The sequence below is a fragment of the Nicoliella sp. ESL1113 genome, from assembly GCF_058509245.1.
Genome location: NZ_CP196387.1, coordinates 251,472 through 269,399, shown reverse-complemented (window position 1 = coordinate 269,399; position 17,928 = coordinate 251,472). Strand labels below are relative to the sequence as shown.

Annotated in this window: 1 protein-coding gene (cut by a window edge); it reads right to left on the bottom strand. The window is 49.7% G+C overall.

Annotated features, from left to right (window positions below):
• Window positions 1-17,928, bottom strand: partial view of a DUF5776 domain-containing protein gene (locus tag ACSYTJ_RS01135; protein WP_491719949.1) — the 5' portion only. It extends 9,081 nt beyond the left edge of the window; the window shows 17,928 of its 27,009 coding nt (coding positions 1-17,928); the start codon lies at window positions 17,926-17,928; its stop codon lies beyond the left edge, outside the window.

Sequence of the window (17,928 nt, the reverse complement as noted above, 5' to 3'; positions counted from 1 at the left end):
TGAGTTAGCACTATTGGCAGTAGATGAAGCTACCCGCGCGTTGCTAGATGCACTAAGGGCAGTTCCAGCAGCACTGGATGCAACCTTAGCAGCAGAAGCAGCAACGACAGCATCACTAGCAATTGATGAATCAGTTGGGTTGTTAGATGCGGCGTTAACGGCAGCTGAAGCAGCATCACTGGCGTTAGCAGCAGCAGTACTTGCAGCATCGTTAGCGGAACTAGCAAGTGATGAACTGGAATCAGCAGAATTACTGTTAACTACAGTTCCAGAAGCAGCAGCACTGGCATCGGATGAAGCACTGGATGCAACTGGTTGAGCAGAAGCGGCTTCACTAGATGCAGCGTTGTTAACTGAAGTAACTGAAGCAGCAAGGCTGATCTTAATGGTTGAAACATTGTTAGCATCACTATTAGTAGCGGCCTTAGCTGAAGCTGCATTTTGTGATTCAGCAGTTGCCTTTTGAGCGGCACTAACGGCTTGGTTAGTGTATGATGAACCGTTCGAAGCAGCTTGACTAGCAGCGGAAACTGCTGAAACAGCTTGGCTAGCAGCAGTGGATGCATTAGCACTATCACCGCTGGCAGCGTAACTAGTAGCAGCGTTAGCGTAACTTTGTGCAGCACTGGATGCAGCAACAGCAGCAGCGTATTGACTAGATGCTAATTGAGCAAATGAGTTAGCATTAGAACTATCAATGACGGCATTCGATGCAGCAGTTGATCCAGCAGCAGATGCCTTAGAAGCATCAGCTGAATATGAAGCAACGAGACTAGCATCAGAAGCAACTGAAGAGTTCGTTGGGTTTGCAGATGCAATGCTGTTAACTACGTCACCGTTAGAACTCAAGTTAGTAACGTCACCACTGGTTGCAGCGGAACTAGTTGCAGCATTGGATGCGTTAGATACGGCTGAAGCAGCAGCACTATTACCATCGCTAGATGCAACTGATGCAGCACTAACGAACTTGCCAGCACCAGCAGTAATTGTTTGAGCGCTTCCGGCGTTGGAAATAGCTTGACTAGCAGCAGTGGCACTAGCAGTGGCAGCAGATGCAGCAGAACTAGCATCAGCAGCAGTCTTAGAATCGGCAGCAGCCCGTGCAGAAGCACTAGCTGCCCGACTATCAGCATCAGCAGCAGCAGTGGATGCTGCAGTGGCACTTGATAATGCGGTATCAGCATCGGCAGCAGCGGATGCGGCCTTGTCAGCAAGTGACTTAGCATCAGAACCGTGAGCAGCAGATGCAGCGGAAGCATATGAATTAGCTTCGGATACAGCGGTAGATGCAGCAGTTGAGGCCTTGTTAGCATTAGACGAAGCAACGTCAGCATCTGACTTAGCCTTAGAAGCATCGGCAGAGGCACTGGTTGCATCAGAAGATGCAGAGTTAGCAGCTGAACTTGCGGAACTAACTACGGATGAAGCACTAGCAATTACAGAATTACCACTGTTATTACTGAAGATACTGTTAACAACGGAAGCAGCGGAGTTAACCCCACTGGTTGATTCGCTAGCTTCACTGGATGAAACGCTAGCTTGGCTGGACTTCAATGAAGCATCATTAGCGGCATTGGATACAGCAGCCGAGATTGAACCAGCAGCACTGTTATCGTCGCCGGCATGCTTAGCATCACTTCCAGCGTTAGAAGCTTCACCACTATCAATGGTGCTACCAGCTGAACTTTGGGCACTAGCAGCAGCGGATGCAGCTTCTGAAGCGGCCTTTGAGTCGTTATCAGCAGCAGCAGATGCGGAGTCAGCAGCGGATCTAGCATCACTGGCAGCCTTATTAGCAGCAGCAGCGGAGGAAGCGGCAGTCACAGCATCAGATGCATATGACTTCGCAGCAGATGCAGCGCTATCAGCAGCACTGGAATCACCAGCTACGGAAGCGGAACTAGCAGCAGCGGATTCCTTGGCAGCCCCAGATGATGCTGTGGATGCAGCTGTGGATGCAGCATTGGCATTGCTACTTGCGATTGAAGCGGCAGTAGATGCAGATTGAGCAGCTGAGTTTTGAGCATTAGCATCCTTAGATGCAGCAGTGGCAGCAGCAGTGGCACTAGCAATTGCAGATGATGCAGAAGCAAGTGAGCTGTTTGATGGATTAGCTGAAATCATTGAGTTAACCACGGCAGCAGCAGAGCTAGTAGCAACAGATGCAGATTCAACGGCTTCAGATGATGCCTTTACGCTATCGGCTTCGGATGAAACAGCAGCAGCGTTGGAGTCAGTATCAGAAGTTTCAGATGGAACTGGTGCAACGGCACTAGATGCAACTGAATCAGCGGAACTAGCCACGGCACTATCACCAGATACTTGAGCAACGTTAGCAGCAGCTTCAGAAGCAGCCTTAGAAGCAGCTTCGGCAGCACTAGATACAACGACTTGGGCACTAGCTGCACTGGTTGCTTGATCACTAGCAACGGATTGGGCACTGGATGCGGAATCACGAGCAGCACTGGCAGCACTGTTAAACGTGTCAGCAGAATTCTTAGCAGCAATGGCATTGGCAGCGTCAGCAGAAGCAGCTGAAACATCACCAGCATTTGCATCAGATCTAGCAGCAGATGCGGCAGATGAAGCAATTGATGATTGAACACTTGCGGATTGAGCTGCATTATTAGCTGCAGATGCAAATGAACTAGCAGCAACGGAAGCACTATTAGCAGATGATGATGCAAAAGTTGCAGCATCTGAAGCATCACTAGCAGCCTTAGAAGCAGCACTGATTACGCTGGATGCACTGTTAACAATAGCATTGCTTGGGTTATTGCTGTGAAGGGAAGTAATTTCAGTATTAGCTGAGGTAACTGAGCCCATTGAATCGTTAGCAGTCTTAGAGGATGCATTAGCAGCTTCGGATGCCTTAGAAGCATCGGCTGCGAAGCTATCAGCACCATTGGAAGAACTTCCGGCGGTGTCCCCTGCTGAACTTGCAGCAATGGAGGCAGCCCGAGCAGCACTTTCGGCTGAGGTAACGTCATCATATCCACTTCCATTGATGGTGTGGATGTAGTTATTTGCGGATTGGGCTGCGGAATTAGCAGTGGATGCGTTCGTACTTGCAGATTGAGCAGCAGCACTAGCGGAACTCATATCATTTGAAGCACTTGAAGCATCATTGTTAGCAGCACTGGCATCAGCAGCAGCTTGAGCAGCTGAGGCAGCGGCTTCACTAGCAACCTTAGATTGAGCAGCAGCGGTTGAAGGATCCCCATTGGAAGCAGCGTTTTGGGCTGCAGCAGATGCGGAAGCAATGGCACTCGATGCACTTGATGCAACTGAGTTGGCACTGGATACCTTCGCACTATCACTGTTAGCCCGACTTTGTGCAGATTGTGCAGCAGAGTTAGCACTCGATGCGGCAGAGGAGGCAGCAGCAGCACTAGATGCAGCAGCGTTAGCTTCAGAAGCAGCATTACTCATTGCTGAGTTGTCAGAGTGAGCACTGGCCATTGAAGCAGCAGTAGAGGCAGCTGAACCAGCAGCAGCGGCACTGTTACTTGCATTGGCATTGCTACTTGCAACGCTGTTAGCAGAAGTGTCGGCTTCAGAAGCAGCCTTTGCGGTGTTAGCAGAATCACTTGAGATTGCAGATGAAGCACTCGATGCCTTAGCTGAATCACTAGCAATGCTGTTAGCAGTGTTAATAGCAGCACTGGCAGCTTCAGCAGTACTTTGAGCAGCAGAAGCAGCTTGAGCAGCTGAACTAGCAATTGATGAGTCAGTGTTGGCCCGATCAGATGCAGACTTAGCAGCAGAAGCGGCATCGGATGCATTGTTTTCAGCAGTGGATGCAACGCTATTAGCAGATTCAGCAGCACTGGCAGCAGATTCGGCAGCGCTTGAATCGTATGGGTTGCTAGTGCTTGCAGCAGACTTAGCAGCAGCGTTGGCTGAACTTGCAGCAGAAGCGGCAGCGTCAGCGATACTCTTAGCAGAGTCAGCGGAATCCTTAGCGGCACTAGCTTGGTTCCCGGCAACGGAAGCATCAGCATTAGCAGATGCAGCAGCAGAACTAGCTTGGCTAGCTACGGCACTGGCATGATTAATAACCGAGTTGCTTGGGTATTGACTAGCAATTGAGTTAACAGCTGTAGTGGCAGTGCTAGTAGCACTAGCTGATGAACTAGTTACGGCACTTGCACTTTGGGCACTGTCATTGGCAATTGAAGCAGCCTTATCGTAACTGTCAGCATTGGATGCGTGAGCAGAAGCAGCACTCGCAGCATTGGAAGCCCGGTTGGAGTTTAATGCTGCATTGGATGAATCCAACTTAGCAGCCCGACTTTGGGCATCAGCAGCAGCTTGACTAGCTACGGCACCAGCAGAACTGGCAACTGAAGCAGCAGAACTAGCTACGGAAGCAGCACTGGATGCAACGGCTGATTCACTATCAGCTGTTGAACGAGCAGTGTTGGCAGAGTCAGCAGCAGCTGATGCAATGCTTGCTTGTTGTGAAGCAACGACACTGGCTGATTCTGCAGTAGAGTTATCACCAGTAGCAGCAGCACTAGCAGCTTCGCTAGCAGCAGTTGAAGCTGCAGACTTAGCAGCGTTAGCAGTTGAAGTAGCAGCATTGGCATTTGCAGAAGCAGATGCAACGGCAACACTAGCGGCACTAGCACTAGAAGTAGCACTAGATGCTTGGTTGTTAGCACTGGATGCAACGTTATCAGCAGAGCTAGCAACTGAGGCATCAGATGCAATGGAAGCATCACTAGAGTGACCAGATAGTGCAGAAATAGCAATTGAGTTAGCACTCGATGCATTACTGTTAGCATCTGAAGCGATCGAGTTGGCACTCGATGCCACACTGGATGAGATGGAAGCGTTGGATGCGTCGTTAGAAGCAACTGAGTTGGCATCACTGGTTCCATTACTGTTCTTAGCAGCAGCACTAGCAGCAGATGATGCGATGCTTGCATTCTTAGCAGCACCGGAAGCATATGCATTAGCAGCATTGGCAGCGCTATTAGCGGAATCCAATGCGGTATTAGCATCAGAAGCAGCATTTGATGCCACGATTGATTCGGAAGTAGCAGTTGATGCAGCATTAGATGCGTCAACAACGGCTTGGCTAGCAGTGGATGAGTCGCCTTGGGCCTTAGCAACGGCGGAGCTGGCATCAGCAGCAGCTTGGGAAGCTACCCGCGCGTACTTGTCACCGGCAGCGTAGCTACCTGCTGAGTAAGCAGAAGCAGCAGCGGAACTGGCACTCTTAGCGGCGTCAACAGCAGAACTAGCAACTGAGTTTTGTTGAACAGCATCGTTTGAAGCAGCATCAGCAGCAGATTTAGCGTTAGAAGCAACTGAGTTTGCGCTAGATGCAACAGTGTTGGCTGAGTTAACCACACTGGTTGCGGAACTAACAACAACAGCAGCACTTGAAACGATCTTGTTTTGTGGATATTGAGAAGCAAGGCTATTTACGGCACCAGAGTCACCGGATGCAACGCTTGATGAAACGCCGGCACCACTATTGGCATCACTAGCAACCTTAGCATAGCTATCAGCATTAGATGCATTAGTACTAGTAGCACTAGCAATTGGTGCAACGGTGCTGGAAGCGGAAGTAGCAGCAGAAACAGCTGAACTAGCAATGCTGTTCCCTGCTTGTGAATCAGCGGAGTTAGCGGATGAAGTTGCGCTACTCTTAGCATTAGCATCACTATCAGCAGAACTGGCAACGGCAGCATTAGATGCAGCGGCACTAACAGCAGAAGATGCAACACTGGCAGCCTTATCACCAGCAGCCTTAGCACTAGCAGCAGCATTAGATGCAGCACTAGCAACCGAAGCAGCGGATTGAATCTTAGCAGCAGCTGATGCTGCAGCACTTGCAGCACTAGCGGCAGCTGAACTGTTATTAGCCTTAGCAGCAGATGATTCAGCAGCAGATGCGGATGAGAAGTCAGTATTAGCTGAACTAGCATCGGCATTGGCACTGGATGCAACTGAGTTGGCACTGGATGCAGTGGATGATGCAGAAGATGCATCTTGGGAAGCTGAGCTAGCGTCACTAGCGTTGGACTTAGCAGCACTAGCGGCACTGGATGCGGTGCTAGCATCTGAAGCAAGTGAAGCATCAGATGGATTTGCGGATGCAATCGAAGCAGCATCAGCAGAATCAACGGCAGCGCTATCAGCAGCTGACTTAGCAGCTGAGTTAGCTGAACTTGCGGTTGATGAGTCCTTGTTAGTAGCTGAACTAGCATCACTAGTATCACTAGCTGCGTTAGAAGTAGCAGTTGATGCAGATGGCACTACGGAGTTAGCTGAACTAACCACACTGTTGGCACTGGAGATTCCAGCAGAAACGGCGTTAGATGCGTTCGTAGCAGCATTGGATGCAACTTGAGCAGCACTGGATGCAACTGATTGATCAGAAGCAGCCCGTTGAGCAGCACTAGTAGCGTTTTGGGCAGCGGAGTTCGCAGCGTTAGATGCACTGTTAGCACTGCTCAAAGCAGTGTCAGCATTAGCAGCAGCAGATTCTGCTTGGCTGGCTAATGAGGAAGCATCGTTCCCCTTAGCAGAGGCAGCTTGACTAGCGTATGAACTAGCAGTGGATGCAGCATTTGAAGCAGCGGTTGAAGCAGCTTTAGCACTATCAACGGCAGAGTCAGCAGATGCCTTAGCAGCACTCGCAGCGCTATTAGCGATCACAGCGTCAGATGATGCTGATGAAGCAACAGCGGATGCGGATGCAATTGCAGATGATGCGCTGGATACAACTGGGTTATCACTGTTGTTACTGTTCAAGCTGTTAACTGTAGCAGATGCAGAACTAACGACACCAGCATCACTGCTAGTAAGTGAATTTGCAGAACTAGCATCAGCAGATGCCTTGGAAGCAGCATTGGAGTTCAATTGGGCAGAACTGAATGCACTTCCAGCAGCGGTACTGTCTTGACCAGCCTTAGCAGCAGCAGATGCGGCAGCAGATTGGTTGCCACTGTCCAATGCGTTTGATGCAGCGGCAGCAGCGGAAGTAGCGTCAGAGGCAGCACTCGAAGCAGTTGCACTATCACTATCGATTGCTGACTTAGCAGCATCGGCAGCCTTACTTGCGGCTTCAGCAGAAGCACTTGCGGATTTCGCAGCGTTGCTTTCATCAGAAGCTTTGCTTGCGTATGAAGCAGCGTTACTTGCAGCGGTTGAAGCAGCACTGGTGTCCCCTGACTTAGCAGCATTGCTGGCAGCAGTTGATTGAGCAGCAGCTTGACTGGCAGCATCAGCAGCAGCGGAGTTAGCTGAACTAGCAGCTGAACTAGCTACAGATGCGGTCGTGCTTGCTGATTGAGCAATTGAGTTTTGGTGAGATGCGTCGGCACTAGCAGAACTAGCAGCGGAGTAAGCACTACTTACAACGGAAGTAGCACTGTTAACGGCACTGTTGCCAGGGGTGTTAGATGCCATTGAAGAAACGGAATCCTTAGCGTCAGATGCGCTAGTCGTAGCTTGTGAGATCGCACTGTTTACGGAACTTACTACGCTAGCAACTGCTGAAGCACTTTTGGCACTATCAGTTGCGGAGCTGGCAACTGATGGCACATCGTTTGCAGTGGACGATGCAGCAGTAGAAGCAGCAGCGGCGGAATTGTTAGCAGCGTTTCCACTGTTAACGTTAGCGGTTGCAGCTTCTTCTGCTGACTTAGCAGCGGCGTTAGCACTAGCGGCAGTGGATGAAGCAGTGGATGCCTTCGCAGAAGCAGCACTAGCATCGGAAGCGGCACTGGATGCATCGGCGTTAGCGCTCGATGCGTCGGTAGCGGCACTTTGGGCACTGTCAGCCTGTTGACTGGCAATGGTAGCTTCGCTTTGGGCAGTGGCTGAATCACCCTTAGCAGCAGCGGAACTAGCGGCAGCGGATGCGGAACGAGCAGCTGAAGCGGCACTACTTGCAACGGTGTTGGCACTGGATGCCTTAGAGTTGTCGGAACTAGCCCGAGTGTTAGCAGAACTAGCAGATGCATTCGCATTGGAGGCATCAGTGCTAGCTGAACTTGCAGCAGCAGATGCAGCACTAGCTACCGAGTTAGCACTGGATACGACCGTGTTATCTGGGTTAGCAGATGCAATGGAAGCGGTCGTACTTGCATATGAAATTGCACTGGAAGCATCACTGATTGTAGCTGTATTAGAATTAGCAACACTGTCAGCGTCTGAAGCAACTGAGTTAGCGTGTGATGCAGCATTTGAAGCATCAGAAGAACCACTGGCAGAACCAGTTGCGGCACTCGATGCAGCAATGGATGCTTGGTTAGCTCTATCAACAGCGTTAGCAGCTTCAGAGTTTGCACCTGCGCCAGCGTTAGCATTCGCAGAAGCGTCTTGAGCGGCCTTTTGGGCAGCAGCGTTGGCACTAGCGGCAACAGATGAAGCAATGGATGCCTTAGCAGATGCAGCACTGGCGTTAGCGGCAGCTGAAGAAGCATCAGCATTAGCATTCGATGCGTCGGAAGCGGCACTTTGGGCACTGTCAGCCTGTTGACTAGCAACGGTGGCTGCACTTTGGGCAGCAGATGAATCACCCTTGGCGGCAGCTTCACTAGCGGCAGTGGATGCAGAACGAGCTGCAGAAGCAGCGGTACTTGCAACACTGTTAGCATTCGATGCCTTAGCGTTGTCAGAGTCAGCTTGCGACTTAGCAGCGGAAGCGGCGGTGCTAGCATTATCAGCATCACTAGATGCAGATGCAGCAGTGGAAGCAGCTGTGGAAGCAGTGGCAGCGTCACTGGAAACCGCTGTGTTGCTTGGGTTAGCCGAAGCAATTGACTTAGCGTTATCGGCAGCTGTCGAAGCAGCTGCGGCGTCTGACTTAGTAGCAGAACTAGAAGCAGTAACACTAGCAACATCAGAGTTAACTGAGTTAGCGTGTGATGCGGTATTAGAAGCATCAGCTGAACCACTGGCAGAACCAGTTGCGGCACTGGATGCGTCAACGGAGGCTTGGTTAGCTCTGTTTACGGCGTTGGATGCATCGGTGTTAGCACCTGATCCAGCGTTAGCATTCGCAGCAGCGGAGGAAGCGGCTTCACTAGCGGCCTTAGCAGCATCTGAGATGACACTGGATGCACTTTCGGCCTTGGATGCAGCGCTTGAACCAGCAGCAGCTTCACTGGCAGCGGAAGCAGATGCAGAAGAAGCATTGGCATTATCAGTATCAGCAGCCTTTTGTGCATTTTCAGCGGAAGTAGCAGCTTCACTCGCACCAGAAGCATCACCGGCAGAAGCCTTAGAGTGCGCAACGGATGCAGCGGAACTAGCAATTGAAGCTTGGGTGCTGGCATCATTAGCAGCTGAATTTGCAGCAGATGCGTATGAACTAGCAGCAGAACTAGCTGAGTTAGCAGCACTGGATGCGTCGGTAGCGTCCTTAGAAGCGGATGCAGCAGTGGATGATGCACTCGTAATTGAAGCAACCGCATTCGAAACAGCTGAGTTGCTTGGGTAAGCACTCTTCAAGCTGTTTGCAGAACTGGATGCATCAGTAATCGAACTAAGTGATTGGGCAGCGGTGCTAGATGCAGAGCTGGCAGCCTTAGAGTAGTCATCAGCTGCAGATGATGCACTGGTAGCCCCACTTGAGGCGTTGGAAGCATCATTAGCAGCGGCAGAAGCGTCACTCTTAGCAGCTGAAGCAGCACTATCGGCAGCAGTCGTGGCCTTATCTCCGTTAGCAGCGTTGGCAGCGTCTTGAGCGGCCTTTTGAGCAGCGGCATTAGCACTAGCAGCAACGGATGATGCAGTCGATGCCTTAGCTGAAGCAGCACTAGCGTTCGATGCAGCTGAAGAAGCATCGGCATTCGCATTTGAAGCGTCAGTAGCAGCACTTTGCGCACTGGATGCTTGTTGACTGGCAACATCGGCAGCACTTTGGGCAGCAGATGAATTACCATTAGCAGCGGCTTCGCTAGCGGCACTGGATGCAGAACGGGCTGCAGAAGCAGCATTACTTGCAACGATGTTAGCACTGGATGCCTTGGCGTTGTCAGAGTCTGCTTGTGACTTAGCAGCAGCGGCAGTGGAACTAGCACTGTTTGCATCGTTAGATGCGGATGAAGCGACAGCAGCAGCAGATTGGGCAACTGAGTTCGCACTGGATACCACCGTATTATTTGGATTTGCAGATGCGATCGCAGAAGCTGTTCCAGCGTAAGATTGGGCAGATGAATTAGCTAAACTAGTGGCGTTGCTGGAGTTAGAAACATTGGCAACGTCTGAAGCAACTGAGTTAGCGTGGGATGCAGCATTCGAGGCGTCAGCGGATCCATTTGCGGAACCAGTGGCGGCACTGGATGCTTCACTGGAAGCCTTGTCGGCATTATCAACTGCAGTTGAAGCTTCGGCATTAGCGCCTGAACCAGCATTAGTATTCGCAGCAGCGGCACTGGCAGCGGCACTAGCAGCTTGAGCAGCACTAGCAATTGCGGAAGAAGCACTAGATGCCTTTTCAGAGGCAGCCTTTCCAGAAGCAACTTGGGAATCAGCAGCAGTACTTGCAGCTTCGGCAGCACTACTATCGGTTTCAGCAGCGGTTTGAGCAGCTTTAGCAGTTGCGGCAGCTGAACTAGCCAATGAAGTATTCCCAGCGGAGGCAGCGGAGTGTGCAATTACTGCAGCTGAACTAGCAGCCGTACTTTGGGCATTAGCATCACTCGCAGCTGTAGAAGCAGCAGCAGCATATGAACTAGCAGAAGCACTGGCGGAGTTAGCAGCACTAGAGGCATCAGTGGCGTCCTTAGTAGCAGAACTAACCACCCCAGCAGCATTAGAAATCGTAGCAGCAGCACTGCTTACGGTTGCGTTGCTTGGGTATTGACTCGTCATTGAGCTGATTGAGTTTTGCGCTGAAGCAACTGAGGTTGCTGATTGAGCAGCAGTGCTGGAAGCGGAACTAGTTTCAGCTGAGTAGCTATTTGCAGCCGTATTAGCACTGGCAGCCCCACTGGTAGCGTTGGATGCAGCCTGATTGGCAACGGATGCCGCTTCACTGGCAGCCTTCGCAGCGGAATCAGCAGCGTTCGCAGCAGAATCACCATTTTTAGCAATTGAAGAAGCATTAGCATCAGCAGCTTGAGCAGCAGCGTTGGCACTGGATGCAACTGATGAAGCAGTTGATGCCTTCGCAGAAGCAGCATTGGCGCTATCTGCAGCTGAAGAAGCGTCGGCATTGGCATTCGATGCGTCAGTGGCAGCATTGGATGCTACAACGGCTGCGGAATTGGCAGCAGAAGCAGCACTGGATGCACCAGCTGAATCACCATTCGCAGCGGCTTCACTGGCAGCGGTTGATTGAGCACGCGCAACGGACGCAGCAGAACTAGCCGTCGTGTTAGCACTAGCTGCCTTGGCATTGTCAGAGTCAGCTTGTGACTTAGCAGCAGCGGCAGTAGAACTAGCATTATCGGCATCACTAGATGCGGATGCAGCGACGGAAGCAGCAGAACTAGCAACTGAAGCGGCACTGGAAATAGCTTGATTACCGGAGTTAGCACTAGCAATTGACTTAGCATCATTAGCATATGAATTAGCGGATGAAGTAGCTAGACTAGTAGCATTGCTGGAATCAGTAACACTGGCAACGGTAGAAGCAACGGAGTTAGCGTGTGATGATGCATTGGAGGCATCAGAAGCACCGTTAGCAGAACCAGTTGCGGCACTGGATGCAGCAATCGAAGCACTGTCGGCACTCTTAACGGCATCACTGGCGTTACTATTAGCAGTTGATCCACCATTTACGTTTGCAGATGCAGCAGATGCAGCAGAGCTTGCGGATTGGGCAGCACTACTAATGGCTGCAGAATCACTAGATGCTCGAGAAGCAGCACTCTTGGCCTTGTCAGCTTCACTGGCTGCAGCGTTAGCTTCGGAAGTTGCGTTACTACTATCGGCAGATGCTTGCGCAGCAGCACTTTGCGCAGTGGCGTTAGCAGAACTAGCAGCATTAGCGTTCCCAGCATTGGCAGCGGAACTAGCAGCAGCAGCAGCGGATTTAGCAGTAGCAGCTTGGGCACTCGCATCACTAGCAGCGGCACTTTGGGCGGCAGCGTGTGAACTAGCAGCAGCGCTGGCGGAGTTCGCATCACTGGATGCGGAAGTTGCGTCAGTGGCAGCGGAACTAGCAGTCGATGCGGCACTTGAGATGACAGCAGAAGCACTGCTTACGGCCGCGTTGCTTGGGTAAGCACTGTTCATGCTGTTTGCAGCACTTTGGGCTGGGGCAATTGAGGATGCAATTGAGGAACCAGCGGCTGCAGAATCAGCACTCGCAACGGATGATGCACTCTTGGCAGCATCGTTAGCACTATTGGCACTGGATGATGGTGTTGCAGCATTAGAAGCATCAGCAGAGGCCTTTGATGCAGCGGAAGCAGCGGCTTTAGCATCAGCAGCAGCCGATCCAGCGACTGAGGTAATAACATTGTTAGCAGATTGAACCGTAGCGTTAGCAGAAGAAGCGGTGCTTGCAGCAGCCTTACCAGCAGCGGAAGCACTCGAGGCAACTGAGGCTTGTGTGCTGGCATCGGTATTAGCATCAGATGCATCATTAGCTGCAGTCGAACCAGCAGCGGCAGCAGCAGAAGCAACTGAAACCGCACTGGATGCAGCAGATTGGTTACCGGCAGCAGCTTCGGACGAAGCAACTACGGATGCAGAACTAGCGGCAATCGCAGCAGAACTAGCAACAGAGTTAGCGCTAGAAGCCTTGGCATTGTCACTATCAACCTTACTCTTGGCATCCTGGGCAGCCGAATTAGCAGCCGATGCAACACTGGCAGCAGAACTAACCGTTGAAGTGGCAGAGGATGCAACACTAGCAGCACTGGAAACGGTGCTGTTGCCTGGATTAGCAGCTGAAGCTGATTGAGCAGCACTATTGGCACTCGATGCAGCACTTGAGTCACCGCTAGCATTTGAATTATAAGATGCAGCACTCGATGCATCTACGGAAGTCGAATTAGCGTGTGAAGATACGTTTGAGGCATCAGAAGCCCCATTTGCAGATCCAGTTGCAGCTGTCGATGCGGCACTAGAGGCATTGGAAGCAAGTGAACTAGCACTATCCGCAGTACTCTTAGCGATACTAGTAGCAACTGAACTAGCATTAGCAGCAGCTGAATTAGCTGCAGTAGCAGCGGCACTCGCAGACTTCAAGTTAGCAGCAACTACTGATTCAGCGGAAGAAGCCTTCACGTTGGCAGCAGAAGCGGCGGAAGTGTAAATGTTCAAATTGCTATCAGCAGTCGATGCATTGGTACTTGCAGAACCAGCAGCAATTAATGCAGATTGCGCAGATACACTATTACCAGCAGAAGCAAAGCTTTGAGCAGCTGATAATTGAGCAGCAGCAGTCGATACGGCAGCAGAAGCTGCAGCGGCTACTGATGATGCGTTACTTTCAGCAGCATCAGCTGAAGCCTTAGCCACTTGGGCATCTGAATTAGCAGATGAACCAGCAGCGTAAGCGGATGATAAAGTAGCAGAAGCTGAAGATGCTACTGATTGGTCACTCTTAATATCTGCATTGGATGGGTAAAGACTAGCAATGCTGCTAACGCTGGTGAAGTCTGAATCCACAGCGGACTTATTGTTATTGATCGTGACATCTTCGGAGTTAGCTTGACTAGCTAATGAATCAGCGCTAGAAGCTTGAACACTGGTGTAGGCAGAGCTGAGCGCAAAGGCAGCGATTGCAGCACTCATTTCATCAGAAACGGCCTGAGAAGCAGCCAATGATCCACTGTTATTGATTGAGGTAACTGCAGAGGATTGGTTGTATGCAGATGCTGCTGCTGCAACTGCTTGGGAAGCGTAGCTAGAAACCAAGTTGTTAACCGAGGTTTGGGCGCTCGCTCCTGAAACAGCAGCAAAACTTTGGGCAGCACTGGAAGCTAAAATAGCGTAAGAACTAGCAGCCGTTGAAGCTGCAAAGGCAGACGCAATTGCATTGCTTGCTGCTACACTAGCAGAGCTAGCTAATGATGATTGCGAGCTTGCATCCTTGTTAGCAGCACTAATTGCAGCTACAGCGGAACTGACCGTTGCTGAATAACTAGAATTGCTTGAAAGCGCGCTACTGTTACTTGCAATTGATTGTGCAGAGCTGTTAAAGCTGGAAACTACAGAAGATGCACTAGATGCAACGCTGGAGTATGAAGTCATTGCACTAGCAACTGATTGTGCACCGTTTGCGTATGAACCAGCAGCAACGGATGCAGAATTAGCGGAACTAGTGTATGAACCGGTACTATCTGGCACTTGGGCGTTTCCAGTAATCGTTCCGCTAGTAGTTCCACTATTATTAACAATGGCTGAAGTAGCAGGGTTCAAGGTACTATTGCTAGCTGCAGTACTCCCGTTACTGGTAGTAATTTCAGCCAAGTTATTAGTTACCCCATATTGTGCATCGACCTTCACGTCGGTAACTGAAGTCCCTGAACTAACGGCGTTCAATGAACGGGTGTAAAGGTAAGTGTAGGTCCCATCTGATCCAGATGTGAAACTAGCAACTGGGATGGCAACTGTATAGGCGTTCCGGTAGTCTGATTCGCTAATTCCTGAAGCCAATGAAGGTTGTCCAGAATTAGTGATCATCCCGTTATTATCAACTGCAGCACTAGCTGGGTTATCATTGGTGCCCGGCTTTTCATCATTTCCGTTGGTACTTACCCGCACGTAAACATACCCATTCGTTGAGTCAACGTTGGTCAATTCCAACTTAGTTGCTGCTGAATAGCCACTTAGTGAGCTACTATTCACAACCAGGTATGGTTGGCCACTAATGTAGACGGTTGGCACGGCGTGGAATGCTAGGTACTTGGAATTACTATTATCAAAGGCACTCACAACTGTGTCGTTTTGGAGTTGGCCGTTTTGATTGTAAACTTGAATCGTTGAATTAGAAGTACCAGTAATTTTAGCTAGGTATTGAGGAGTTTGATCGGTAGTGTTATCAATTTGCGTCATAACAGAGTAGGCATTAATTGGCACCGTATTGAAGAATTGACCCTTAGAAACCGTGCTTAAGTCCCCGTTGAGCCCATTCTTACTAAATACAACGTACTTCCCAGGGTTATTGATGGTAATGTTCCCAGAGTTGTAAAGCAAATCGATACCAGAATCAGTAAATCCACCGTCGGAGTAAACTTCCAAGTTCCCACGGTTTTGAACGTTCAAGGAACCGGTAACCTTAACTAGGTTTCCACCACTACCAACATCGGTCATTCCAGATGTTGCATGGGCGATAAAGGTCCCACCGTTTTGGACGTTAACGTTTCCTAGTAACCTAGTTGGGTTATTATCAGCAGTAGTCTTATTGTATTCGAGGTCCAAGGTCCCACCGTTAATGTTAACAGTTGAATTGGAAGCTAAACTAATCCCATTGGCAATCGTGCTTCCAACGGTTGGATCAGAAGAGTTTGGAGTAGATGTTTGTGGAGTAATGGTTAATTTGGCATCCTTATTAATGGTCAACACACTAGTACCGTTAAGTAGTAATAATCCAGTATTTGCATTGGAGCCACCATTAATGGCAATATCTTCACCACTATTACCAGCTGGGTAGAGGTCCATTGTAGACCCTTGATCCATTACTAAGTTCCCACCTAGTTCGATAACGTTCCCATTTTGGGTAGTCCCGTAGTAGTGTGAGTTTGGCAATAGTTCCATGTTACCGGTTTGGATATTTTGTTGGTTTGTCCCACTAGCAGTTCCGTAATTACTGTAATAAGGACTGGTATATGCTTGTTCACTTAAGGCATTCACGGTCCCATCAATCAAAAGCTTAACCCCGGCACCAGTCGAGTTATAAAGCTGTGAACCTTCAAAGTTAACATTTCTCATGATCATGTTCCCAGAAGATGACCCCTGCATGTTAATTGGCCCATAGTAGTCATAAGCATACTCTTTCCGCATGTTTTCGACCGTAATGGAGTTGGTATAGTTAATAATTGATGTCGTGTAATGGAAATCAACCACGTGGTTTTGCCCGTTGAAGATGTAATTCATCCCACTATTACTAGCATAGGTGCCATATCCATTTGAACCCAGGTTAATATCAGCAGTAAATCTTAATTCGTAGGTACCAGACTTAGTGTAAGTACTGCTAATGAAGTTCGTAAAGTTGGATAAGGCGTTCGTACTATCAACAAAGACGATGTTTTGGTTATTAACCTTATTGGCAACGTCATTGTAACCATATGAGTAATTATTGCTTGGAGAGTTAGTGAGCGCACTCACTTGGAAAATGTTCCCCCTTTGGTTACTACTGATGGCCGCAGTCGCCCCTTGGTAGGCCTGAATATATGGGTTATTACTATTTGCTGATTGGGTCGCACTGGTCAAGACGGACGAACCGTTCAGACCATTCCAACGCCCGGTTTCAGCATCATAAGCCCCCTGCCGACTGAGCAAGAAGTCAACGGCGTAGTTATAAGCTAAGCTTTGGTCTGGAGCGGCGGTATTGATCCCAGTACCGGCTAAATTCCCGGCGGCTGAAGTCTGCGCATTGACCCCGTTAGAAGCTTGCGAAGTGTCGCTAGGTGAGTTCACAACGGTGGCACTCTTGGTCAGGTCAACTGAACCATTGCTCCCAACGCTGGTTCCAACCCCGTTGGTGTCCTTTCCGTATGCAGATGCACCGGATAGGGTCCCGATTCCGGAGTTGGCACTACTGTAGGTCGTAAACGCGTTGATCGTAGCGTTGTAACCTTGCACGTAGAAGGCATTACTTGCGGTGAATGAGTCGGTCGTATCGGTTGCTGACTTTAAGTCATCTGGGTGAAGTGAGTTCCAAGCGGCTACAGCCCCAGCGTTGGTAGCGTAGTAGGCCATAATCCCACTGTTAAAACCACTATTGGATCCACTGGTAGCAGAAGCGCTGTTTAAAGCTGCGGAAGTGGCTGCAGAGAACCCGCTGTTAAATGCAACGCTGTACGAACCGTAATCACTTTTAGCAGAAGCGACCGCACTTGCGACGTTAGAGTCATTTCCAGCGTATGAGTACGTCGATCCATTTGAAGATGCGGTGTATGCAGCAGAATAAGCCGAACTGTAAGCTACTGAATTCGTGTAGCTTGCAATTCCGCTATTATAGTTAGGATCTGAGCTACTAGCAAGCGTCTTACCAGCTGAAGCCGCAGATGCAGCAGCTGAGAAACCAGCACTGATGGCAGCACTGATTTGAGCTGAGGTCGATGATGGAGTTGTTGAACCCTCACCATCACGGAAACTAATTACATCACTGGTAACATCACTAGTCGTTGAAGCTGATGATGAACCTGAATTAGTCGTTGAGCTATTGGAGTCAGCTGAACTAGTGGTAGTAGAGTTAGAAGATGATGCTGTAGCAGCTGAAGCCGCTGAAGCATCATACTCTAAGACCCCTTTATTGTAATTATCATCTGAACTAGCTGGTACTGAAGTACCGTTCTTTTCGGCTAATGAAGCCGCAGCAAAACCAGCGCTTTCTTCTGATTTAGCAGAAGCGCTTGCAGAACTTGCAGAGCTATCATCGGCTGATGAACTCTTCGTATTATCACTTGACGAAGTAGTTGATTTACTATCCGAACTAGTAGTATCGCTGCTAGCTGAACTAGAAGTCGTTGAGCTGGCACTACTACTTGAAGTGGTTGAGCTATTGCTTGAAGCACTAGCAGAACTAGTCGTACTATCAGAAGCGCTAGTCTTAGATCCAGCATCAGAAGTGCTTTGTTCATCTTCATTAGCTGATCCAGAACCGTATGTAGAGCTAGTATTAGCATCGGCCTTAACAGTGACAGTTCCATGACTCACTGCCGCTGCTCCTCCTAGTAATGAAAGCATGGATAGTGAAACTACTACCCAATGCTTCTTTACTTTCCGAAGGACTTTTTTATCATTAACTTTATTAAATTGAAATTTATTATAAAGCAT